The following is a 22,550-nucleotide window of genomic DNA, read 5'->3' as shown; positions in this document are numbered from 1 at the left end:
GCCGGACCGGCGGACCTACCAGCGGGCTCGCGCTCCCCGGCGGCGTGGCAATGGCGGGCTCAACCTCTTGCGTTTGCGGCCGTGGAGGGGTTCTGCTCGCCGCGTGCCCCATGCTTCCGGCGCCCCGCACCGATCAACTGCCCGCAGGAGCGGCGCGTGAAGCGCGAATGGCGCGTTCCTGCGCTGATCCTTACGCTCGCGATGCTGTTTGGCGGAGCGGACTGGATGACCCGCCCGCCGCCGCTGCCCGCCTTCGCGCAGGTTCACGCGCGATGGCACCCCTCCGAATCTTGGCTGTACGACCGGCACGATCGTCTGCTTGATTCCTCGCGCATCGACTTCGCCGCCCGGCGCCTCGCCTGGACTCCGCTCGACGACATCGCCCCTGTGGTGCGCACTACGGTGATCGCCGCAGAGGATCGCCGCTTCGCCCGGCACCGCGGCATAGACTGGCTTGCGATCGCCGCCGCGGCGCGCGACCGTGTGGAGGGCAAGCGCCCGCGCGGCGCCAGCACGCTGGCGATGCAGGTCGCCGGCTTCCTGTCCCCCGATCTCGCCCGACCCGGTGCGCGCGGCCTGCTCGACAAGCTCCGCCAACTCCGTGCCGCCCGCGCGCTCGGCCGCGACTGGACGCGCGACCAGGTGCTGGAGGCGTATCTCAATCTTGCCGGTTTTCGCGGCGAGGCGCAGGGGATCGGCGCGGCGGCGCTGGGGCTGTTCGGCAAGACCCCGCAGGCGCTGACCCGCGACGACGCGCTGCTGCTTGCGGCGTTGCTGCCGCAGCCGCAGGCGGACGCGCGCCAGATCGCCGCCCGCGCCTGTGCGCTCGCCCGTGCGGCGAACTGCGCCCGCTTCGCCGCCGCTGCCGCCTCCATGTTGGGCCCCGCCCGCAGCCTCCAGCTCGATCCGGGGCTGGCGCCGCACCTTGCAGACCGGCTGCTCAAGACCCCCGGCTTGCGCATCCGCACCACGCTTGACGCGCGCGTTCAGCGGCTCGCCGCCGCCGCGCTGCGCCGCCAGCTCGTCGGGCTGGGCGGTACGCGCGCGCGCGACGGCGCGGTGATTGTGATGGACAACGCCAGCGGCGATGTGCTCGCCTATGTCGGCGGCATCGGCGGCGCCTCGACTGCCCCGGCGGTAGACGCGGCGGCCGCCTACCGTCAGGCCGGCTCGACGCTGAAGCCCTTCCTCTACGCGCAGGCGATCGAGCGCGGGTACCTGACCGCCGCCTCGATCCTGGACGATTCGCCCGTCCAGCTCGACACCGCCTCCGGGCTGTACGTGCCGCAGAACTACGACCGCGGCTTCAAGGGCCCGGTCTCCGCCCGGGTCGCGCTGGCGGGTTCGCTCAACGTGCCCGCGGTGCGCACGCTCCTGCTCGTCGGGGTGGAGCCATTCCGCGACCGGCTGTGGGACACGGGGTATCGCGGGCTGGTCGAGGACGGCGCCTATTACGGCTACAGCTTGGCGCTTGGCTCGGCGGAGGTGACGTTACTCGAACAGGCCAACGCCTACCGCAGCCTTGCCAATGCCGGCCGCTGGTCGGCGCCGCGCCTGACCGCCGATGCGCCCCGAACCGCGTCGCGCCGCCTGCTTTCACCGCAGGCCGCCTGGATCGTCGACGACATGATGGCGGATGCGAACGCGCGCAGCGTTACCTTCGGGATCGATTCGGCGCTGCGCCTGCCGTTCTGGGCGGCGGCCAAGACGGGGACGTCTAAGGCGATGCGCGACAACTGGTGCATCGGCTTCACCCCGCGCCACACCGTCGCGGTATGGGTAGGCAACGTCGAGGGCGATCCGATGCGCGCCGTATCGGGCACCAGCGGCGCGGCGCCGGTGTGGCGCGACGTGATGACCGCGCTGGGCGGCGCCGGCGCGCCGCCCCGCCCCGCCGGGATCGAGCAGCGCCTGGTGCGCTTCACCGCCACGCACGAGCCGCCGCGCCGCGAATGGTTCGTCGCCGGCACCGGCATGAGCCGCGTGGCCGCCGCGCCGCTCGCCGCGCGCCGCCCGCGGGTGACCTCGCCGGTCTCGGGAAGCGTCTATGCACTCGATCCGGACATCCCACCGGCTCGCCAGCGCCTCGCGATCTCCGCGACGGGCGCGCTGGAGACCTTGCGCCTGTCGATCGACGGCCGCGACGCCGGGCCCGCACAGGCGACCAGCATGCTCGCGATCGCGCCGGGGCGGCACCGGCTGCGACTGGTGGACCTCGCGGGCAAGCCGGTGGACGAGGTGTGGTTCACCATGCGGTGAACGCCACATCCGTCATCCCCGCCTTTGCCGGGATGACGAGGGGCCATTACCGCCGCGATGCCTCGAACAGGAACCACGCCCGCTCCTCGGCCTGGTCGGTCCATTCGTCGACGATGCCGCTGGTCGCATTGTCGCCCGCTTCCTCCGCCGCGGTCTTCACCGCGCGGAAGCTCTCCACCAGCTTGCGATTGTCGTCGCGCAATTCGGCCAGCATGTCCTCCGGCGACACGAATTCTCGGTCGTTGTCGACGATGGTCTGGCGGCGGCCGATGTCGCCGATCGAGCGCAGGGTGGTGTTGCCGGTCTTGCGCACGCGCTCGGCGATCGCGTCGGTCACGCCCAGGATCTGGGCGGCCTGGTCGTCCAGCATCAGGTGATAATCGCGGAAATGCGGGCCCGAGACGTGCCAGTGGAAGTTCTTGGTCTTGAGGTACAGCGCATAGCAGTCCGCCAGCGAGGCATTGAGCGCATCGGCGACGGAGCGCGTGTCGTTGCGCGCGAGATCGGTGGGGGTGTCGAGCGCGGGGCTGGTCACGGCATGGGTCTCCTGAAAGTCGGTTCGCTTGTGCAACAACCGACCGCGCGAATCTATCCGCTCGAAAGATCGATCACGCTGATCCGATCAGCCGCAGCGCCGACAGGCCGGTCCACACTCCCGCCACCACCAGCACACCGCCCACGCCGAGCCGCACCGGCAGCCAGGGCAGCGCCGCCCAGCGCTTCTCGCCGATCAGGATCGCGGGCGCACACACCGCCAATGCGCCCAGCGTCGCGCCCACCGCGGCGAGCCACGGCACCGCGCCGCGCGCCGCCAGCGCGGCGGTGACGAACTGCATCCGGTCGCCGAACGCCAGGATGGTGAGGCCGAGCGCACTGGTGCCGAACGCGCCGAGCGTCCATCCGGTCAGCCGGTCCGGCGCCTTACCGCGCAGGCCCGTCGAAAGGCCGGCGAGCAGCAGGGCCAGTGCGAGCAGCAGCAGCTTGGCGCTCGGCGTCAGCAATCCCGCGACCAGCATGCCGCCGACCACGCCGACCGCATTGTTCACGGCGAGGGCCAACGCCGCCGCGGCAAGCACCGTGCCGGGGCTGCGGAACCGGTCCGCCAGGATCGCCGCGAGCCAGGGTGTCCGATCGCCAAGCTGGACCAGGGCGCCCAGCACCAGCGCCGCCATCAGAGCGTCCATGGCAGGTCTATCAAGTCCGGTTCAGCGACACTGGCGCACCGCGCAGGCCGCGGCATAGGCGCGCCCCGCCGCCTCGTCCTGTCGCTCGCTCGCCACCGCCTCGCGCAGCAGCCCCAGCCAGGCATGGACCAGGGGACCGCGCTCGCCCCGCGCCAGCGCGCCCTCCAGCGCCTGCGCCACCGTTTCTGCGGCGCGTAGGCCGTGGCGCTGCGCGATCCGGCGCATCGCATCCACTTCGCCCGCGATCCGCCCCGGCCCGCCGCGCCATTCAATCGCGCCAATGCGGCGGAAAAGATCGGCCCGGATACCCTCGACCATTGCCTCGACCATCACCTGTCCCCTTGCGCCGGGCATCCTGCGCGCGATGTGGTCAAGGCGACGTAAACACGTGCCTCCGGTTGACTTCTCTGCCCGCATACGCCATGCGCCCCCGCCTGCCAGCGGCGTGCCCCGGGTTCGCCGCTGTTTTCCGTTTACTCGATTCGCTTTGCAAGGATGGGCTCATGGCCAAGCCGACCACCGTCAAGATCAAGCTGGTGAGCTCCGCCGACACCGGCTTCTTCTATGTCACCAAGAAGAACCCGCGCACCAAGACCGAGAAGCTGTCGTTCAACAAGTACGACCCGGTCGCGCGCAAGCACGTCGAGTTCAAGGAAGCCAAGATCAAGTGAACCAACGAGTCGCGTAAGCGACTGTTCTCATCCCGTAATTGGCCGGGATCCAAAGCCGCAGGCGACCACGCCTGCGGCTTTCGTCGTTCAGTGCGTCGCCACTGAGGCGAAGAACGTGCCGTCTCCGTCCAATGGCGCGAGGCTTGCCGGGAACCCCGGACAGCGCTCCCGCATGGTCTGTAGCGGCACGGGGTTGGGGGTCGGGACGCCAGCCCGATAGGTGATCGTCTTGGCGTTGACGATCAGCCAGCCGTTCTTCTCGCAATACTGCCCATCCGCCGTATAGGCGGGGTGCCCGGATTGTTCCCGCGCGTAGAAGGCGACGTGGAACGTTTCACCATCGCGCCACCCCTTGACGCTAAAGACCTCGTCGTCTGCCATTTCCGCTTCGCCCGTGAAGCGGTTACCCTCTTCGTGCAGGGTCATCGCGCCCTCACGCCGATTGAGAAGGATGATCCAGGCGTCGGCGGAGAGATTCTTGCTGGACGCCACCGGCCGGGATGCCGTGGTGCGCACGTCGATATGCCCCTGGAAACTGCGCCCGCGATTGGTCTGTACGGTGACCGTAAGGCGACTGCGGCCGGGCACCCGTCCCTCGACGGTCGGCCCGCCTTCCGGCACCAGATCGATCGATCCCTCCGCCTCGGGATAGGAGAAGGTGGACGGACCGTGCAGCACCACCGATCCATCCTCAGGCTCGCGAATCGAGACGCGACCTCCGGACAGGCCGGAGCCGGCCGACAGGTCAGTCAGGGCGACCCTCAGCGGGACCGGCGCGCGCTCGACCACGGCGATCGACTGGTCCACGACGATCCTTTCGGGCCACAATTGGTTGCGCAGATAGTCGCCGATCGGGCTCATTGCCGCCGTCACGCCGGCCACCAGCGCCGCCGCTGCCGCACTGCCGATCATGCCGGCCGTGCTGGAGAAGAACGCCTTGGCGCGTTCGGCCAGAGTGCTCACCGCGGTGTCAGGCATATGGCGTTGGGAAGATAGGCAGGGCCGCGATAGCCGAACAGCCGGTCGCCGATGGCGATATGAGCGCTCGGCCCGCCGTCCAATGCCAGCAGGTCACGCACGGTACCGCCCCGGGCCTTCATCGCCGCGCGTGCGAGGACGCCAAGCTCCCACAAGGAAATGCTGTCCTGGTTCTTCCCGAAAGCGCCCACGATCAGCACGCCGCCATCCGTCGCGCGTCCGATCGCCACGCGATCGAACCTAATCCTGTCATCCGAGCGCATCGCATTGCGCCCCGCTTCGATCACAAGGGGAGTCGACTCGATTGCATCCGTTGCCGCAAGGGCCTCGGCGATATTTCGGCGCGGCAGCACCTGCAGTTCGCCGCCGCGGATCGCCAGCACTCCGCCCGAACGCCGACGCGACGCCTTCGAGAGCGTCCTCCCATCCACGCGCACCAGGCCCAGCGGCTTGCGAGCCTCGCCTTGGCGCAAGAAGAAGCCGCCGTTCACCGCCACGCCGCCAGGACATAGCGCGGGCCCGAACAATTCGGTGCTGGCGCCTCCGCGGGCGACCGGCACGATCCGCGCGTGCGCAGTATTCTTTGCCATGGTCACCAGCACGAGTTCGATCGGCGTGGCGCCGGCGGGCCGACGTCGGGTCAGCGTCCAGATACTCAGACCGACGCCGCCGCTGCGTGAAGTTGCGTAATGGGTGGTGGAGAAGTCTCGCGCGAAGAAAGCATCTCCAGCAAGGGCGCCGGATGACGTGCCTAGCAGGATGCCGAGCAGAAGTAATCGCATCGTGCGCCCCCCACGACCGAGTCTATCCGATCATACAGCAATGGTCTGCCGCTCGAAAGAACTCTGCCGAACAATCCGCGCCGACCATGATCTCGCGTGAGGAGAGATGCGCTGTGAAAACTTGGATTGGGGCCGCAACGCGACCTCACACCAGCGTGCGCACGGCCTCCACGAAGCGCGCCAGGCCGATCGGCTTGGACACATAGGCGTCCGCGCCCGCGGCGCGGATGCGCTCCTCGTCCTCGCGGCCGGCATAAGCGGTCACCGCCATGACCGGCACATGGGCGAGGTCGGGGTCGGCCTTGAGCTCGGGGATCAGCCGGTCGCCGGTGACGTGCGGCATCTGGATGTCCATGATCACGAGGTCCGGCCGCACCGCCCGCGCCCGCGCCACCGCCTCGCGCCCGTCGCGCACCGGCTCCGCCGCGAAGCCGTGCGCGCGCAACAGGTCGCAGAACAGCTTCAGGTTGAGTTCGTTGTCCTCGACAACGAGCACCCGTTTCGCCACGACATCCGCCATGCTGCGTGACTACGAGAAGCCGCCCGCCGACACAAACCCGCAGGTGCTGGCGCTCCAGGCCTTGGCGTGGATGCTCGGCGATCCGGCGCGGGCGCAAAGGCTGCTCGACGTGACCGGGCTCGACCCGGCCGACCTGCGCGCCCGCGCCGGCGATCCCGCGGTGCTCGGCGCCGCGCTCGCCTTCCTCCAGGCGCACCAGCCCGACCTTGTCGCCTGTGCCGAGTCGCTGGGCGTGGCGCCCGAGCGGCTGGTCGCCGCGCAGGAGGCTCTCGCATGACCCGCCCGCTGCTGATCTGCGACTGCGACGAGGTTTTGCTCCACATGGTGCGCCACTTCGGCACCTGGCTGGACGAGGCGCACGACATCGAGTTCACCGTCGACTCGTGGGAGCTGGCGAAGAACATGCGCCGCCGCAACGGCGCGCCGATCGCGCAAGACGAGCTGTTCGGCTTCCTCGGCGGCTTCTTTCCCTCGCAGATGCACCGCCAGACCTTGGTGCCGCATGCCCGCGAAGCGCTCGCCAAGCTTGCGGCGCAGGCGGACATCGTCATCCTCACCAACCTCCAGGACGATTGCCGTCAGGCGCGGATCGAGCAGCTCTCGGCGTTCGGGATCGAGCACCGGGTCGAGTGCAACCAGGGCGGCAAGGGTGGTCCGGTGGCGCGGCTGGTCGCCGAGCATGGCGATCCGGTCACCGTCTTCGTCGACGACCTGCCGCACCACCACGCTTCGGTCGCCGAGCACGCACCTGAGGTCCACCGCCTGCACATGGTGTCGGAGCCCGCGCTCTCACCCGGCGTGCCGCCCGCGCCCGAGGCGCACGCACGGATCGACGACTGGCAGGAGGCGCTGCCGTGGATCGCCGCACGCTTCGCGTCGGGCTTGACCGCAGCCCAGGCAAAGGACACCCAGCCGGCATGACCACGCACATCGACCGCAAGCTCGAAGAGCTCGGCCTCACCCTGCCCCAGGCCGCCGCGCCCGTCGCCGCCTATGTTCCGGCGGTCGAGGCGGGCGGGCTGCTCCACGTTTCCGGCCAGCTGCCGTTCCGAGACGGCCAAGTCGTCACCGGCCGGCTCGGCGACGGCGTGTCGCTGGAGGAGGGGCAGGATGCGGCGCAGCGCTGCGGGCTGATGCTGGTCGCGCAGCTCAAGGCGGCGCTCGGGGACCTGTCGCGGGTGAAAAGGATCGTGAAGCTCGGCGTGTTCGTCAACTCGGCGCCCGATTTCACCGACCAGCCCAAGGTGGCGAACGGCGCCAGCGAGCTGATGGTGGCGCTGTTCGGCGACGCCGGCCGCCACGCCCGCTCCGCGGTGGGCGTCGCGGTGCTGCCGCTCGGGGCCGCAGTGGAGGTGGACGCGGTGGTCGAGGTGGCCTGATCCGCCTGTTTCATCCATGAACCGCTCGTGGTGAGGAGAGGCTGAGCTTGTCGAAGAGTGATGGGTCGGATCGTCCCCCGTACGATCCTGGAAGTGCTGGGGGCACTTCCACCCATCACTGTCTCGAACCACATGTCCTTCGAGACGGCCCTTCGCTCCGCTCAGTCCCTCCTCAGGACGAACGGGGTGAGGGCATACCCAGATCGAACGGACCTATAGATTGACCCAGCTCACCGCCCGGATCGCCGCCGGCGTCCGCGACATTCCGGCCGCCGATTGGGATGCCTGCGCCGGCACCGCCAACCCCTTCGTCTCACACGGCTTCCTTGCCGCGCTGGAGGACTCGGGCAGCGTCGGCGGGCGCAGCGGGTGGCAGCCGGTGCCGGTGGTGGTGGACGGCCCGGACGGTCGCCCCGCCGCGGTCGGCCCGGCCTATGCCAAGAGCCACAGCCAGGGCGAATATGTCTTCGATCATAGCTGGGCGGACGCGTGGGAGCGCGCCGGCGGCAATTACTATCCCAAGCTCCAGCTTGCGGCGCCGTTCACCCCCGTGCCCGGCCCCCGCCTGCTGCTGCGCGACCCGGCCTATGCCGCACCGCTGGTCGCCGCCATCGAGTCGGTGGTCGATCGGCACGACCTGTCGAGCGCCCACGCCACCTTCGTCGTACCGGACCAGTTGCAGTTGTTCGAGAGCGCCGGCTGGCTGATCCGCCAGGGTACGCAATATCACTGGCAGAACCATGGCTTCGGCTGTTTCGACGATTTCCTCGCCACGCTCGCCAGCCGCAAGCGCAAGGCGATCCGCAAGGAGCGCGAGGCGGCGGTGGAGGGTCTCACCATCCGCCACCTCTCCGGCACTGAGATCGGCCGGCGCGAATGGGACGCCTTCTGGACCTTCTACCAGGACACCGGCAGCCGGAAATGGGGCCAGCCCTATCTCACCCGCCCGTTCTTCCCGCTGCTAGGCGAGGCACTGGGCGACCGGGTGCTGCTGATCCTCGCCGAGCGGGACGGCGTGCCGATCGCCGCCGCGCTCAACCTGATCGGCGCGGACACGCTCTATGGTCGCTACTGGGGCTGCACCGAGGACGTGCCCTTCCTCCATTTCGAGCTGTGCTATTACCAGGCGATCGACGCCGCCATCGCCCGCGGGCTCGGCACGGTGGAGGCGGGAGCACAGGGCGAGCACAAGCTCGCGCGCGGCTATGTCCCCGTGCCGACCTGGTCGGCGCACTATCTCCCCGATGCGGGCTTCCGCCGCGCCGTCGCCGACTTCCTCGTGCGCGAGCGTGCCGCGGTGGCTCAGGAACAGGCGTTCCTCGGCACGATGACGCCGTTCAAACGCGGCTGAACGTCACCACCAGCGCTTGTCCATGGTCGCCGGATCGAACTCGGGCGGCGGCACCGAGCGATCGACACGGTAGAGCACGCTCGATCCATCGCGCCACACTTCCTTCAGGTCGCGGAGCATGCGCGGATCGTGGCTGGGTGGCTCAATCATCCAGACATAGTCGAACGCGTCGCGCGGGAACTGGAGCAAAGCCCGGTTCACCGGCCGCCACCATTCGCGCGAGCATTGGAAGGGCGTGACAATCTCGGACGGGTCGTGCGCGAAGCCCTTCGCAGCGCGATAGCGGGTGGTGAGCAGTTGCGCCCCCGCCATCGACCATTGGTCGTTGGAGAAAGCGGCGCGCCGCACCAGCGCCAGCGCGGGCATATGCTCCAGCCGTGACATCACCCAGGGATTGTTGCAGCGCATGCCGACGAAGGAGACCAGGCGTGCGCCGACCGGCAGCTTGTCCAGTGCCGCGAGCTCCCGGTCGTAGACGCGGTCGAACATCACGTAGCTCGCCGTCGTGCCCGCGGTCCGCGCCAGGAAGAAGGCGAGGCCCAGCACCGCCATGATCGTGGCGTGCCGCGCGGTCATCGCCGGCTTGGGCCGGATCGCCAGCACCGCGATCGCGAGCATGAAGGGCGCCAGCCGCATGTCGGCATAGGCCGATCCGAACACGATCCGCGGCAGCAGCAGGAACACCGCGACCAGGAAGACGGCGGACAGCCCCAGGTTGCGCGAATACTGGACATTGGGGTCGCGCAGCGCCTTGATCAGCACCAGCAGCAGCACGGCGCCGCTCGCCATGTCCCAGCCGAGCCAGCGGTCGCGGAACACCATGGTCACCCACTGCATCTTGGCATGCCAGTTGAACCAGTCCGCGGTCTCGCCGGTGACATGGTCACCCGATCGCCACGCCACCATCAGCACCATCGGCAGCGCCAGCGGCACGCAGCCGAGCCCGGCGCGCAGCCAGCTCTCGACCCAATGGCCCGACTGGCGGTTCTTGCGCAGGTCGTGCTGGCGGATCATCTCGGCGGAAAAGGCTAGCACGCCCAGCACGCCCCAGCCAAAGGTGTGGCACAGCCAGAGCAGGCAGGAGAGCGGCACGAACACCGCCGCGCGCAGCCGCACCGCTGCCAGCCGCGCCATGCGCAGCCACAGCGCGAACAGGCACAGCGCCAGCCCCATCGACAGCGCGAAGTTGACGAAGCCAAACTGGAACGGGAAGCTGTACGACAAGGGTAGCGCGAACAGCGCGTGCGGCGGGATGCGACCATGCACCTCGCGCGCGATCCACAGGAGACCGCCGACGGTGAGCGCCGGGATCGCCATCACCACCAGCTTCACCGCAAGCTCCAGCCCGAACACCGGAGTAAGCGGGATGATCGCCAGATCGATGCCGAGATTGCCGATCAGCGACCAGCGGAAATCATACCAGTCGCGCAGCCAGGGATATTGGTCCGAGGACAGCTGGACGCGGAAGCGGCCCATGTGGCCGGGCAGATCGACCAGCGGCGGAATGTCCGGCCACATCAGCGGCACGGTCGCGAGGATCGCCATGGCGATCACAAACGCCCGCGTCTGCCACCAAAGTCGCGTTTCGCCCCCCTGCATCTGCCCGCCTCTAGGCGCGTCGATACCTGAGCCGCAAGCTCACCGGACGCGATAGACGGCTGAAATGCGGTTGTTCCACACCAACTCCACATCCCGCGCGAGCCGTGGCCGGGCGGGGAAGCCGAGCGTCCAGACATAGCCGAAGGTGCCGCGATCGAAATCGCGCACTGCCTCGGCGAAACGCGTCGGCCGATATTCGCAGTGGACCGGGTACACGAGCTGCGACGGATCGGCGCGGTAGGGCGCCGCCTCCGGGTGCCGGTCGCGCAGCAGCTGCTGCCCGGCGATCGCCCATTGCCCGTTCTCGAACATGTCCCGCCGTGCCACCGCTATGCCGGCGAGGTGGCCCACCCGGTCGGAGTGCCATTGCGAGGCACAGGCCTCGTTCACCAACACCAGCACCGCGGCACCGCGCGGCAGCCGATCGACCGCTTCGAGCGCCACCTGCTGCTCGCGCGCGAACAGCAGCATCGCGGCCGTCGAGGTCGTCAGCCGCAGCGCGAAGAAGGCGGTGCCGGCCAGCGCCAGCCGCTCGGCCAGCCGTGTCTCGCCGGGCACGACGCGGATCGCGACCAGCGCCAGCGCCACCGCCGGCGCCAGCATCCGCATGTCGACATAGGCGCCGTCGAGCATCAGCCGCGGCAGCGCGACGAAGGCGGCGAGGCAGAGCAGCGCCCCCGCGCCGGTCACCGCATCGAAGCGCAGCCGTCGCCCGCGCACTGCGCTCCACAACAGCGCCAGCAGGACGAAGGCGCAGCCGACGTCATACCATTTCCAGCGCTCGCGCAGCAGGATGGCGATCCAGCTTGCCTTGCTCTTCCAGTCCCACAAGGCGCCCTCGCCCATCGGACCGCCAAGCATTAGCAACATGGGACCCGCGAGCGGCAGACAGTGCAGCCCAGCGCGTACGGCCGCCTTGACCCAGCCGCACCCGCTGCGCCGCTGGCGTGCCAGCTCGGCGGCGAAGGCGAGCAGCCCGAACATCCCCCAGCCGAAGCTGTGCGCAACCCACAATGCGAAGCTGGCCGGTACGAACGCCCCCGCGCGCAGGCCCGGCCGCCCCTCCAGCCGCACCCATAGCCACAAAGCGTGCAGCGCCAGCCCGCCCGCCAGCATGAAGTTCACGAAGCCGAGCTGAAACGGATAGGCATAGGCCAGCGGGAAGGCGAAGGCCGCCGCGGGCGACAGCCGCCCGCCGCCTGCCTGGCGCGACAGCGCGATCAGCCCGGACACCCACAAGGGCGGGATCAGCAGCACCATCAGCTTTGCCGCGCGTTCGGCGGGCAGCAGCGGCGCCAGCGCCTGAACCAGCAGGTCGACCCCAAGATTGCCGACCAGTCCCCATTCGAACAGCCAGTGCCGCTGGAGGTCCGCCGATCGCGCGAGATTGGCGGCGATGTGGTAGCGGCCGATATGTCCCGGCAGGTCGGCGAGCGGCGGCAGCGCGGGCCACAGCAAGGGGATTGCCGAGGCGAGGATCGCAGCGAGCGCATAACCGCGCGTCTCCCACCAGCGCCGCGCGGTCACGGGCGGCGCACCCGGTAGAGATGCGGCGCCACGGGCACGAGCCAGGCCGGCGCGCGTCCGGCGCGGATGGCCGCGCCCAGGGTGTTCGCGCCCGTGCCGAGATCGGCCGGGCACAGCGCGAGATAGTCGACCTGCCACTCCCGGGTCACCCGCGCTGCCTCGGGCAGCGGTGCCTGCACCACGGTGAGCAGCGCGAGATTGCCCGTCGTGTTGCGGTGATAGGGTGCGGCGATCACCCGGTGCGGCGTCTCTGCCAGCGCATAGGCGCCGAGGTCGATCGAGGCGAGCAGCCAGCCGGGCGGCAGCGTGGCGAGATGTGCGAGCATCACCTGCTTTTCGCATGGCGCCTGTGCCACTCCGCCCTCTTCCGGGCGCGAGGGCAGCGCCTTACCAAGAATGGGATAGAGGATTCCCGCCGACGCCACCCATGCCGCCACCAGCGCGAGCGTGCCCCTCCGCCGCGCCGCCGCGATGGTCGCCGCCAGCGCCGGTACGGCGAGCAGCGCGCCGGCATAGGCGCCGCGCAGCTGCACCAGCGTCACCGCCAGTGCTGCGAACTGAAAGGCGAGCAGGATCGTCCACCCACGTCCACCGGTCCGCCACGCCAACACCGTGCCAACGGCGATGCCCACGAGCATCAGCCCTGCATAGCCGATCGCCTGGGCAAGCGACGCGCCGAACAGCGGCTGCGCCTCGCCCACCTGCGCCAGCCAAGCGCGCGCCAGCAGCGGGTCCACCGCGCCATAGGGTTGCAGACACGCCGGTGAGGCCGCAAGCGCCACCACCACCGCCGCGCCGCAGACCATCGCTGCGACGATCACGCGCCACCGCCCGCGCATCCGGTCGCCGATCAGCCCGAGCACCAGCGGCGCCAGCGCGGCAATCGTCCCCGCGCGCCACAGCTGCCGGTCGAAGCCATCGCAGGCCGGATAGTCCCAGCCGCCGGTCCGCAGCAGCGCTCCGCTCAGCAGCAGCGCCGCCACCAGCGTCGCGCCGAAACCGAGCATCCGCACGCGATCGCCACGCACCCAGTCGGTCACCAGCACGCCACCCGCCACCGCGAGCAGCGGCGCGGTTTCCAGCCCGATCGCCAGCGATGTTGCGACGGCAAGCCCCGCCACCGCCCCGCTCGCCAACGTCGCCGGCGCGAGCAGCCGGTGCATCAGCGCCAGCACCAGCACCATCTGCAAACCATGATGATCGATCCGCCCCGGCAGGAACACGCTGGTCGCCGGATAGGCGAGCCCCGCCAGTACAAGCGCGATCCCCGGCGGCGCGCCCACCTGCCGTGCGATCCGCGCGATCAGCCACAGCGCCGCCGCGAATAGCAGCGCCGGCCAGATGACCACCGCCGCGAGTTCGGCGCCATGCCGCCCGAATGTGCCGGTCAGCAGGGCGATGATCACGCCCGGCATCAGATCCGGCAGCCGCGACCAGTGCATCTCCAGCCCCGGCGGGCTGCCAAGCCGATGCTGCGCGAGATCGCCGACGCGCTGCCCGCCCAGCCAGTCGCGAATCTGCTGGAGCCGCACTGCATCGTCAGTGTCGGGCAGGTGCAGCGCGGAAAGCGCTGCCCAGTCCCGCACCGCCCACACCGCGCACAGCAGCGCCGCCAGCAGCGCCGCGCCCGTCAGGTCCTGCCATGCTCCCGATCGGCGCACGTTCATGCGCGCAGGGCTAGAGCCGGATGGTTAACGTCGGCTTGAGGCTCAGCCGTTGCCGAAATGCTCCAGCGCCGGCGGATCGCGGCGGTAGGTGTCCGCCGCATAGGTCACGCCGTCCTCGTCGGGGCTGGCGGTGAAGTACATCAGGTAGACCGGCACCGGCTCGGGTAGCGGTACGTGCTGCTCGGGTGCGGTGCCGTCCGGCTGGAGCTTGCGCCCGAAAAGCCAGCGGCCCAGCCGGTCGGCGTCCTGGAGCCGGACGCAGCCGTTGCTGAAATGCCGGTCGGGCTTGCCGAACAGGCTCTTGTCGTTGGTGTCGTGCAGGTAGATGCCCATGTCGTTGGGGAACATATATTTCACGCGACCCATCGAGTTGCTCTTGCCCGGCAGTTCGCGCACCCGCGCCTCGACATTGCCCGCGGCCACGCCGCGCCAGTCGATCTCGGACGAGGGGATCACGCGCGCGTCCGCGGTCCAGTCCGACAGCGCCTCGTAGCCCAGCGCCTCCAGCCGCTGGCCGGCGAGTACCTTGGGCGCGATCCGCTTGCGGACGAGGTCTACCGGCACGTTCCAGAACGGATTGAGCGTCGCATAGCGGACCACGCCCGCCATCATCGGCGTCTGCGTCTCGGCGGTGCCCACCACCACACGCATCATCCCCTGGGTCGCGCCCTCGCCGAAATACCACAGGCGCGCCGAGGCGGCGTCGACGACGATGTGCCGGGTGTAGGCGCCGGGCAGCAGCCGCGCACGCTCCAGGTTGAGGTGGAGCAAGGCGCGGTCGACGCCGCCGGCGCTGCGCGCGTTGAGCGCCGCGATCGTGCGCGCACCGACCACGCCGTCCGCACCCAGCCCGCGCGCACGCTGGAAGGCACGCACCGCTCCAGCCAATTCGGGATCGAATACGTCGCCATCGGCCAGCCCCATCCGGCGGCGCAGCAGCGACACCTCCGGGCCGAGATCGCCGGGGTGCATCACCACGCCGTCGGGGATCGTCACCTGCGGCGTGTCGGCATCGCCCGCCTCGGCGAGCACGCTGCGCAGCCGCACGTAGAGCGGGCTCATCCAGCCGATCTGGCGGACATAGGTGTTCAGCGAGGGCACCAGCGCCGCCTGGCGCAGCGCGGTCTCCGGGCTGAGCTTCGCGGGTTCGAGGCTCTCGTCGAGGTAGCGGATCTCAACCCTTGGCCGGCGCATGTCGCGCACGATCTCGGCAAAGGCGGTGGACAGCGCCAGTTCGGCGGCGGCGAGCGCGCGCGGATTGCCGCCGCGCGCCTCCTCGATCATCCGGCGCAGGCGCGGCAGGTCGTAGCGTGCCGGGCTCAAGCCATCGGCGCGGAGGGTGGCGATCAGCGACACCAATGCTTCGGCCTGCGGGGCAGGGCCTTCGTCGGTGACCCAAAGCGGCCAATAGCCGCGCTGGCGATAGACGTCCTTGAAACGCCCGCCTACCTGATCGCGCAGCGCCGCCGCGACCGCGCGCGACTGGTCCCTAGTCTCGGTATCGACGGGCTGCGCCATCACCGCGACGGGCGCGGCGATGGCGAGCAGCAGAGACAGGGCCCCGCGCCGGGCCCGCGCCCGGACGCGGGGCCGCAAGGTCAGCCTCGTTCGCCGCGCGGGGTGGGCGGCGGCGGGGGCGGCGGGGGCGGCGGGCAGGGCGGCGCCTGGAAGGCGACGTACATGCCGTCCGCGGTGTAATAGCCATCGACGATACCGTCGCCGTCACGATCCGCGGCAACGGTGCCGATCAGCGCGCCTGGAGGCGGCGGCGCGGGCGCGAGTTCCTCGCGGTCCTTCGCGCAGGCGCTCAGCGCCGTGGCGGCGGCAAGCGCCAGAACCAGGGTTCCCTTCATGATTGCTCCCTCAACAACAGGACCGCATGCGGCCGGAATACGCAAAACGCGGCCGCATGCGAACCCGTTCCAGCGTGGAAACGACCATGGCAAGGGTGCGGCTGTATCCCCGATGAATGGTGCGCTATCGGGCGCCATGCGCCGCCTCCTGTCCGTCCTGCTGCTGCTGGCGCTCGCCGGCGTGCTTCTGGCGCTGTGGGGATACCGTAACGCGCTGGCCGATCCGGTCCGCCGCGAGGCGCGGGTGGCGCTGCCGGGATTGCGCACGCCGCTGCGGATCGCGTTCCTCACCGACATCCACGTCACCGGACCGGACGTGCCGCCCGCGCGCGTCGCCCGGCTGGTCGCGGACGTGAACGCCGCCAGGCCGGACCTGGTGCTGATCGCCGGCGACTTCGTTGGCGACCGCCACCTCGCCACCCGCGCCTATCCGCCCGCCGAGATCGCCGCGCCGTTCGCCGCGCTGCGGCCGCGGCTCGGCACGATTGCTGTGCTAGGCAACCACGATCATGGGCACGATGCGCCCGCGATCCGTCGCGCGCTGGAGGCGGCCGGCGTGCGCGTGCTGGTCAACCAGGCGGTGCGCGCCGGGCCGGTCACCGTGGCGGGCGCCGACGACGCCTTCACCGGCCGTGACGACATTCCTGCGATGGAAAAGGCAACGGCGGCGCTGGGCGGCCCGTCGATCCTGCTCAGCCATTCGCCGGACGTGGTGCCGAACCTGTCGCGCCGCTTTCCTTTGGTCCTCGCCGGCCACACCCATTGCGGCCAGGTGTCGCTGCCGCTGCTTGGCCCACCGGTGACCTTCACCCGCACCGGCAAACGTTACGCCTGCGGGATCGACCGCGATGGTATTCGCACGGTGATCACCGGCGCAGGGCTGGGCACCAGCATGCTCCCGATCCGCGTCGGCGCCCCGCCCGACTGGTGGCTGGTGACGCTCGGTCCCGAATGACCGCTCAGGTGTCGAGCGAGATGTCGTCCCAGTCGGTGTCGGCGTGCTGGACCAGCCAGTTGAACGCGTGGTGCCGCTCCATCGCCACGTCGTCGTCGAGCCCGGCGGGCGCGGCCGCATCCTTGATCCGCGCGTCCACCAGCGCCCAGCGATAGCGATAGATCAGGTCCGCCTCGTCCAGCACCTCCGCCACCGGGCGCGGCCGAGCGGCGGCAAGCAGCGCCGCGCGCGACTGCCCCTGCACCAGCGCGACCAGCGCGCGCGGATCGCATTGCGCGGTCGGCGCGCCGAGGTGGCCGACGAAGCCCAGCGCCCAGAAAAGCACGTTCGCCGCTTCGAAGCGCCAGCGGCGGATGCCGCGCTCCTCGGCGGGCGGCTCCGCGTGCGCCATGAAGGCGCGCTCGTCCGGCGAGAACCAGTCGTCCAGGCGGTATTCGCGCACCAGCGCGTCCAGCTGCTCCTGCGCCATGCCGGAGGCGCGCGCCGCGACAACCAGCGTCGCAACGCCACGCATCGCCACCTCCTCGACAGAGGGGAGCGCGGTATCGGCTTCCGATTCGATCACCGGCAGCCACAGGTTCACTGGCACGCCCTCCCCACGCAGCCGCGCGTCCGACCGGCGCTTGCGATCGAGCGAGTCGGCGGGCACGTCGGGCAAGCGGTCCGCCGTGCCCGGCACCAGCCGCAGCGCAGGAACGGGCGGCGGGGCGAGAGGCCGCGTGCGGGCGCGGTGCGCGAGCGGTGCGCGAGCGCGGCGGCGATGCCGATCACCGCCAAGGCAATCGCGACCGCCAGCACGTTACCGGTCCCGCCGCCCCAGCAGACGAAGCCGAAGCGCATTGAGCTTGATGAAGCCCGCCGCATCGCGCTGGTCGTACGCGCCCTGGTCGTCCTCGAAGGTCACCACCTTTTCGCAGTACAGCGAGTTGGGCGAGCGGCGGCCGGTGACCGAAACGTTGCCCTTGTACAGTTTCAGCCGCACGGTGCCGGACACCTTCTGCTGCGAATGGTCCACCGCCGCCTGGAGCATCTCACGCTCGGGCGAGAACCAAAAGCCGTTGTACACCAGCTCGGCATAGCGCGGCGCCAGCTCGTCCTTGAGGTGCGCGGCGCCGCGATCGAGCGTCAGCTGCTCGATGCCGCGATGGGCAAGCGCGTAGATCGTGCCACCCGGAGTCTCGTACATGCCGCGGCTCTTCATGCCGACGAAGCGATTCTCCACCAGATCGAGCCGGCCGATGCCGTGCTTGCGGCCGAGCTCGTTCAGCTTCGCCAGCAGGGTGGCCGGCGAGGTCGCCTCGCCATTGAGCGCCACGCCATCACCACGCTCGAAATCGATGGTGATCGTCTCGGGCGTGTCGGGCGCGTCCTCCGGGTTCGCCGTGCGCGAATAGACATAGTCCGGCACTTCCTCCCACGGATCCTCCAGCACCTTGCCCTCGCTGGAGGTGTGCAGGAGATTCGCGTCGGTGGAGAAGGGCGATTCGCCGCGCTTGTCCTTCGAGACCATGATCTGGTGCGCTTCGGCGAACTCGATCAGCCGGGTGCGGCTGGTCAGGTCCCACTCGCGCCACGGCGCGATCACCTTGATGTCCGGCGCCAGCGCGTAATAGCCCAGCTCGAAGCGGACCTGGTCGTTCCCCTTCCCCGTCGCGCCATGGCTGACGGCATCGGCGCCGACCTGCTTGGCGATCTCGATCTGGCGCTTGGCGATCAGCGGCCGCGCGATCGAGGTGCCGAGCAGGTACAGCCCCTCGTACAGCGCATTGGCGCGCATCATCGGGAAGACGTAATCGGCGACGAACTCCTCGCGCAGGTCGTCGATGAAGATGTGCTCGGGCTTCACCCCGGCGTTGAGCGCCTTCTGGCGCGCCGGCTCCAGCTCCTCGCCCTGCCCGAGGTCGGCGGTGAAGGTGACCACCTCGCAGCCATAGGTCTGCTGGAGCCACTTGAGGATGACGCTGGTGTCGAGCCCGCCCGAATAGGCAAGGACGACACGGTTGATCTGATCGGACATGGGGATACCTTCGCGGTATGGCTGGACGCGCCGCCGCTTACGGTCGACACTCCCCCCGCGCAACCGGGAGGCGGTGATGGCGGCGAAGACCCAGGCGAATGACACGGCGGTCGGCACCTTCCTCGACGCCGCGCCGCGCAGTGTGGATGCGAAGGCGCTCGCCACACTGATGGCGGAGATGTCGGGCGAGCCCGCCACGATGTGGGGCCCCGCGATCGTCGGCTTCGGCCGCTACCGCTACACCTACGAAAGCGGCCGCAGCGGCGAGATGTGCCGGATCGGCTTCTCCCCGCGCAAGGCGGCCCTGACCCTCTATCTGGCGAGCGACACGCCCGAGCGCCCGGACCTGCTGGCGAAACTGGGCCGGCACACCACCGGCAAGGCGTGCGTGTACATCAAGGCGCTGGCGGACGTGGACATGGCGGTGCTGCGGGAACTGATCGCGGCCAGCCTGGCGGACAACCGGCGACGGTGGCCATAGAGCCCGTCCCGTTCGTGGAAATAAGCGAGCACGTCCGTGACTACGGCCACCCTTGCCCCCCGCCCGACACAGGCGCAAAGCACACAGGTTGCAGGAGATACCACCCTTGAAGACCTCGCTCGCCGTCCTTGCCGCCGCCCTGCTCGCCTCGCCCGCGCTTGCGGACGAAGGCATGTGGACCTTCGACGCTTTCCCCGCCGCGCAGATGCAGTCCGCTTATGGCTGGGCCCCGGACCAGGCCTGGCTCGATCGGGTGCAGGCGGCGGCGGTGCGGCTGACCGGGGGGTGCTCGGCCTCGTTCGTGTCGAAGGAAGGGCTGATCCTCACCAACCACCATTGCGTGGTGCAATGCGCGCAGGACCTGTCGAGCGCGGGCAATGACTATCTCGCCAATGGCTTCAACGCCACCGATCGCGCCAAGGAGCTGAAATGCCCCGGCCAGCAGGCGGAGGTGGTCACCGCGATCACCGACGTGACCCCGCGGGTCACCGCCGCGCTCGGCACCGCCACCGGCGAGGCCTTCACCAAGGCGCGCGACGCCGCCATCGCCGGCATCGAGAAGGAGGCCTGCACCGAGACCGCCACCACCCGCTGCCAGGTCGTTACGCTGTTCGGCGGCGGTCAGTACAAGCTCTACAAATACCGGAAGTATTCGGACGTGCGGCTGGTCTGGGCGCCCGAGTTCGCGGCGGCCTTTTTCGGCGGCGACCCCGACAATTTCAACTTCCCCCGCTACGCGCTCGATGGCGCCTTCCTGCGCGCCTACGAGAACGGCAAGCCGGTTGCCACGCCGCAGCATCTGACCTGGAACTCGCGCGCGCCGAAGGCGGACGAGGCGACCTTCGTGGTCGGCAATCCCGGCCGCACCCAGCGGCTGCTGACCCAGGACCAGCTCGCCTTCCAGCGCGAGGTGGCGATCCCGCTCACCGTCTCTTTGCTCTCCGAATATCGCGGCCGCGTCATCTCGGCGCGCGCCGAAACGCCCGAAAAGGCGCGCGAGGGCGCCGATGCCCTGTTCGGCGCGGAGAACAGCTACAAGGTCTATTGGGGCCAGGCGCGCGCGCTCGACGACGATGCCTTTGCCGCCAAGCTCGCCGCGAACGAGGCGGACCTGCGCGCCAAGGCGGGCGACCCCGCGCCCTGGAATGCGATCGCCACTGCAGACCGCACCTTGCGCGATATCTACCTCGACTATTTCTTCCTCGAAGGCCGGCCCGGCTGGGGCGCGATCCCCTATGGCTGGGCACGCGACCTGGTCCGCGCCGCGGCGGAGCGCGAGAAGCCCAATGCCGCGCGGCTGCCCGGCTATACCGATACGGCGCTGCCGCTGTTGGAAAAGCGCCTCACCGACGAAACGCCCTATGCGCCGTGGCTGGAAGAGCTCAACATGGCCTTCTGGCTATCCAAGACGCGCGAATACCTGACCGCGGACAGCCCGCAGGTGAAGGTGCTGCTCGGCCGCGATTCGCCCGAGGCGCTGGCGCAGCGGCTGATCGCCGGCACGAAGCTGGCCGACCCCGCCGTCCGCAAGCAGCTGTTCGACGGCGGCATGGCCGCGATCCGCACCTCGAACGATCCGCTGATCAAGTTCGTGCTGGCCACCGACGGCCAGGCGCGTGCGGTGCGCAGCCGCTACGAGGCGGAGGTCTCCGCCCCGATCACCGCCGCGCAGGCCAAGCTCGCCAAGGCGCGCTTCGCGGCGTATGGCGCCAACAATTATCCGGACGCGACCTTCACGCTGCGCATCTCCTACGGCAAGGTTTCCGGCTGGACCGAGCGCGGCAGGCCCGTGCCGTACCAGACCAAGGTCGCCGGCCTTTACGAGCGCGCCACCGGGCAGGACCCGTTCAAGCTCGCCAAAGGCTTTGAGGCGGCGAAACCGCGGCTCGACCTTGCCGGCACGTTTGATTTCGTCACCACCAACGACATCATCGGCGGCAATTCGGGCTCGCCGGTGATCGCGCGCGACGGCTCGGTGATCGGCGCGGCGTTCGACGGCAACATCCACTCGCTGGGCGGCGCCTTCGGCTATGACGGTGCGCTCAACCGCACCGTGGTGGTTTCCACTGCCGCGATCCAGCAGGCGCTGGAGAAAGTGTATCCCGCGCCCGCGCTGGTGAAGGAACTGGCGGCGCGCTGACGACGGCTCCTGGAGCGGAGAGCCGACCGGGTCCGGAGGGCTGTGTGCCGGAAGCTTGCTCTCGGCCCAGCGCCCCGGCTAGGTCGCGATGCCAAGAACCGGAGTTTACCCTTTGACGCACCCGTACCGGGGAAAGCCCGACTACCAGTTCTGGCGTCGCGTCGTATCGGGCCGTGCGGCGGAGGCGGTCGATCCGGTGGTGGATCCGGGCTGGCGGATCGCGCGCGGGCACCGGATCGCCACGGCCGGCAGCTGCTTCGCCCAGCATATCTCGCGCCGGCTGGTCGAGGACGGCTACGCTTATCTGGTGACGGAAGCGAAGCCCGCATTCGACTTTTCCGGAAGCGACCAGTTCGGCGTGTTCTCCGCGCGATATGGGAACGTCTATACAGTGCGGCAGCTGCGCCAGCTGTTCGATCGTGCCTACGGCATGTTTCGCCCCGCGACAGCCGCCTGGCGGCGTGTGGACGGACGGTTCGTCGATCCGTTCCGGCCGAACATCAAGCCGGAAGGGTTCGCTTCATTGGACGAGCTGACGGCCGACCGGACCGAACATCTCGCCGCGGTGTGCGAGATGTTTGAAACGTGCGACGTCTTCGTCTTCACGCTGGGCTTGACCGAGGCCTGGATCTCCACCGCGGAAGGATCGGTCTTCCCGCTCGCTCCAGGCGTCGTGTCCGCCGAAGATACGGAAGTGGCCTTCGCGAACTTCGGCGTCGGGGAAATGTACGACGACCTCTCCCGCTTCGTTGCCGACCTGCGCGGTGTAAATCCGGAGGTCAGGATCATCCTGACCGTCTCGCCGGTGGCGCTGGCGGCGACGTTTGAGGCGCAGCACGTGTTGACGGCGACCACCTACAGCAAGGCGGCCTTAAGAGTCGTGGCAGAAGAGGCCAGCCGCGCGCTGCCGCGAGTCAGCTATTTCCCATCGTACGAGATGATAACCGGCCCGCATGCACGCGGCCGCTTCTGGGCCGACGATCTTCGCGAGGTACGTCCCGAAGGCGTTACCTACGTGATGAACGCATTTGCGGCCCACTTCCTTGCCGACGTTGCGTCAGACACCGCGGAGGGCGCCAGCACCACGCGGACGCCGGCGGCCGAGCAGATCGACATGCAGGCGCGCGAGATCGAGCGGCTGAGCGGGATCGTCTGCGACGAGGATCTCATCGAGGCCGGGGTCTGAC

23 protein-coding genes are annotated in these 22,550 nt (G+C 69.7%); 10 read left to right on the top strand and 13 right to left on the bottom strand.

The window, feature by feature from the left end; translation table 11 throughout:
* Nucleotides 1-201 precede the first annotated feature (201 nt).
* Nucleotides 202-2,259 (top strand): penicillin-binding protein 1C, encoded by a 2,058-nt coding sequence (gene pbpC, locus ACFDTH_RS03860; RefSeq protein ID WP_375286212.1) that lies wholly within the window; start codon nt 202-204, stop codon nt 2,257-2,259.
* Nucleotides 2,260-2,305: 46 nt separating this feature from the next.
* Here pbpC and ACFDTH_RS03855 read toward each other — a convergent pair whose 3' ends face one another.
* The 3 genes from ACFDTH_RS03855 to ACFDTH_RS03845 all read right to left on the bottom strand — a co-directional run bounded on the left by ACFDTH_RS03855 (nt 2,306) and on the right by ACFDTH_RS03845 (nt 3,797).
* Nucleotides 2,306-2,794: a Dps family protein gene (locus ACFDTH_RS03855; protein ID WP_375286186.1), complete on the bottom strand. Its 489-nt coding sequence runs from the start codon at nt 2,792-2,794 to the stop codon at nt 2,306-2,308.
* 73 nt (nt 2,795-2,867) lie between these two features.
* The gene (locus ACFDTH_RS03850) at nt 2,868-3,443 is read right to left on the bottom strand and encodes a TMEM165/GDT1 family protein (protein ID WP_375286185.1); all 576 of its coding nucleotides are present in this window, start codon (nt 3,441-3,443) and stop codon (nt 2,868-2,870) included.
* A 21-nt stretch (nt 3,444-3,464) separates the two neighbouring features.
* The gene (locus ACFDTH_RS03845; RefSeq protein WP_375286184.1) at nt 3,465-3,797 is read right to left on the bottom strand and encodes a hypothetical protein; all 333 of its coding nucleotides are present in this window, start codon (nt 3,795-3,797) and stop codon (nt 3,465-3,467) included.
* 149 nt (nt 3,798-3,946) lie between these two features.
* On the opposite strand from ACFDTH_RS03845, the gene rpmG reads away from it, so the two are divergent.
* Entirely contained in the window at nt 3,947-4,114 is a 168-nt protein-coding gene (rpmG, locus tag ACFDTH_RS03840) for a 50S ribosomal protein L33 (protein ID WP_168135232.1), read from the top strand.
* Nucleotides 4,115-4,201: 87 nt separating this feature from the next.
* Here rpmG and ACFDTH_RS03835 read toward each other — a convergent pair whose 3' ends face one another.
* The 3 genes from ACFDTH_RS03835 to ACFDTH_RS03825 all read right to left on the bottom strand — a co-directional run bounded on the left by ACFDTH_RS03835 (nt 4,202) and on the right by ACFDTH_RS03825 (nt 6,382).
* Complete coding sequence (locus tag ACFDTH_RS03835) at nt 4,202-5,092, bottom strand: hypothetical protein (RefSeq protein ID WP_375286183.1); 891 nt, start codon at nt 5,090-5,092, stop codon at nt 4,202-4,204.
* Nucleotides 5,074-5,874, bottom strand: a complete 801-nt coding sequence (locus tag ACFDTH_RS03830; RefSeq protein WP_375286182.1) for a phosphodiester glycosidase family protein — start codon at nt 5,872-5,874, stop codon at nt 5,074-5,076. The genes ACFDTH_RS03835 and ACFDTH_RS03830 overlap by 19 nt, the downstream gene beginning before the upstream one ends.
* Nucleotides 5,875-6,019: 145 nt before the next feature.
* Nucleotides 6,020-6,382 carry a response regulator gene (locus tag ACFDTH_RS03825; RefSeq protein ID WP_375286211.1) on the bottom strand — a complete coding sequence of 121 codons (363 nt, stop codon included), beginning with the start codon at nt 6,380-6,382 and terminating at the stop codon, nt 6,020-6,022.
* A 10-nt stretch (nt 6,383-6,392) separates the two neighbouring features.
* Here ACFDTH_RS03825 and ACFDTH_RS03820 point away from each other — a divergent pair, with 10 nt between their 5' ends.
* The 4 genes from ACFDTH_RS03820 to ACFDTH_RS03805 all read left to right on the top strand — a co-directional run bounded on the left by ACFDTH_RS03820 (nt 6,393) and on the right by ACFDTH_RS03805 (nt 9,124).
* Complete coding sequence (locus ACFDTH_RS03820) at nt 6,393-6,671, top strand: DUF3572 domain-containing protein (RefSeq protein ID WP_375286181.1); 279 nt, start codon at nt 6,393-6,395, stop codon at nt 6,669-6,671.
* Nucleotides 6,668-7,315, top strand: a complete 648-nt coding sequence (locus ACFDTH_RS03815) for an HAD family hydrolase (RefSeq protein ID WP_375286180.1) — start codon at nt 6,668-6,670, stop codon at nt 7,313-7,315. The genes ACFDTH_RS03820 and ACFDTH_RS03815 overlap by 4 nt, the downstream gene beginning before the upstream one ends.
* Entirely contained in the window at nt 7,312-7,773 is a 462-nt protein-coding gene (locus ACFDTH_RS03810; protein WP_375286179.1) for a RidA family protein, read from the top strand. Before ACFDTH_RS03815 ends, ACFDTH_RS03810 begins: the two co-directional genes overlap by 4 nt.
* A 220-nt stretch (nt 7,774-7,993) precedes the next feature.
* Nucleotides 7,994-9,124: a GNAT family N-acetyltransferase gene (locus ACFDTH_RS03805; protein ID WP_375286178.1), complete on the top strand. Its 1,131-nt coding sequence runs from the start codon at nt 7,994-7,996 to the stop codon at nt 9,122-9,124.
* A 3-nt stretch (nt 9,125-9,127) separates the two neighbouring features.
* On the opposite strand, the gene ACFDTH_RS03800 is transcribed toward ACFDTH_RS03805, so the two are convergent.
* The 5 genes from ACFDTH_RS03800 to ACFDTH_RS03780 are packed head-to-tail and all read right to left on the bottom strand — an operon-like array spanning nt 9,128 to nt 15,770.
* Nucleotides 9,128-10,723, bottom strand: coding sequence for a hypothetical protein (locus ACFDTH_RS03800; RefSeq protein WP_375286177.1), 1,596 nt, complete (start codon nt 10,721-10,723; stop codon nt 9,128-9,130).
* A 39-nt stretch (nt 10,724-10,762) separates the two neighbouring features.
* Entirely contained in the window at nt 10,763-12,250 is a 1,488-nt protein-coding gene (locus ACFDTH_RS03795) for a hypothetical protein (protein ID WP_375286176.1), read from the bottom strand.
* Nucleotides 12,247-13,917, bottom strand: a complete 1,671-nt coding sequence (locus tag ACFDTH_RS03790) for a hypothetical protein (RefSeq protein WP_375286175.1) — start codon at nt 13,915-13,917, stop codon at nt 12,247-12,249. Before ACFDTH_RS03790 ends, ACFDTH_RS03795 begins: the two co-directional genes overlap by 4 nt.
* A 42-nt stretch (nt 13,918-13,959) precedes the next feature.
* Complete coding sequence (locus ACFDTH_RS03785; protein WP_375286174.1) at nt 13,960-15,513, bottom strand: L,D-transpeptidase family protein; 1,554 nt, start codon at nt 15,511-15,513, stop codon at nt 13,960-13,962.
* Nucleotides 15,514-15,515: 2 nt separating this feature from the next.
* The gene (locus tag ACFDTH_RS03780) at nt 15,516-15,770 is read right to left on the bottom strand and encodes a hypothetical protein (RefSeq protein WP_375286173.1); all 255 of its coding nucleotides are present in this window, start codon (nt 15,768-15,770) and stop codon (nt 15,516-15,518) included.
* Nucleotides 15,771-15,906: 136 nt separating this feature from the next.
* On the opposite strand from ACFDTH_RS03780, the gene ACFDTH_RS03775 reads away from it, so the two are divergent.
* The gene (locus ACFDTH_RS03775; RefSeq protein WP_375286172.1) at nt 15,907-16,725 is read left to right on the top strand and encodes a metallophosphoesterase; all 819 of its coding nucleotides are present in this window, start codon (nt 15,907-15,909) and stop codon (nt 16,723-16,725) included.
* A gap of 4 nt (nt 16,726-16,729) precedes the next feature.
* On the opposite strand, the gene ACFDTH_RS03770 is transcribed toward ACFDTH_RS03775, so the two are convergent.
* Nucleotides 16,730-17,404 carry a DUF4272 domain-containing protein gene (locus tag ACFDTH_RS03770; protein ID WP_375286171.1) on the bottom strand — a complete coding sequence of 225 codons (675 nt, stop codon included), beginning with the start codon at nt 17,402-17,404 and terminating at the stop codon, nt 16,730-16,732.
* 120 nt (nt 17,405-17,524) lie between these two features.
* On the bottom strand, nt 17,525-18,742 hold the full coding sequence (locus ACFDTH_RS03765) for an argininosuccinate synthase (protein ID WP_375286170.1): 1,218 nt from the start codon (nt 18,740-18,742) through the stop codon (nt 17,525-17,527).
* Nucleotides 18,743-18,818: 76 nt separating this feature from the next.
* Here ACFDTH_RS03765 and ACFDTH_RS03760 point away from each other — a divergent pair, with 76 nt between their 5' ends.
* From ACFDTH_RS03760 to ACFDTH_RS03750, 3 genes are all read left to right on the top strand, one after another.
* The gene (locus ACFDTH_RS03760; protein ID WP_375286169.1) at nt 18,819-19,223 is read left to right on the top strand and encodes a DUF1801 domain-containing protein; all 405 of its coding nucleotides are present in this window, start codon (nt 18,819-18,821) and stop codon (nt 19,221-19,223) included.
* Between the two features lie 106 nt (nt 19,224-19,329).
* Nucleotides 19,330-21,363 carry a S46 family peptidase gene (locus ACFDTH_RS03755; protein ID WP_375286168.1) on the top strand — a complete coding sequence of 678 codons (2,034 nt, stop codon included), beginning with the start codon at nt 19,330-19,332 and terminating at the stop codon, nt 21,361-21,363.
* A gap of 199 nt (nt 21,364-21,562) precedes the next feature.
* Complete coding sequence (locus ACFDTH_RS03750) at nt 21,563-22,549, top strand: GSCFA domain-containing protein (RefSeq protein WP_375286167.1); 987 nt, start codon at nt 21,563-21,565, stop codon at nt 22,547-22,549.
* The last annotated feature ends 1 nt before the right edge of the window (nt 22,550 follow it).

The sequence above is a fragment of the Sphingomonas sp. genome, from assembly GCF_042096255.1.
Lineage (GTDB): Bacteria > Pseudomonadota > Alphaproteobacteria > Sphingomonadales > Sphingomonadaceae > Sphingomonas.
This window is presented reverse-complemented; position numbering and strand designations above follow the sequence as displayed.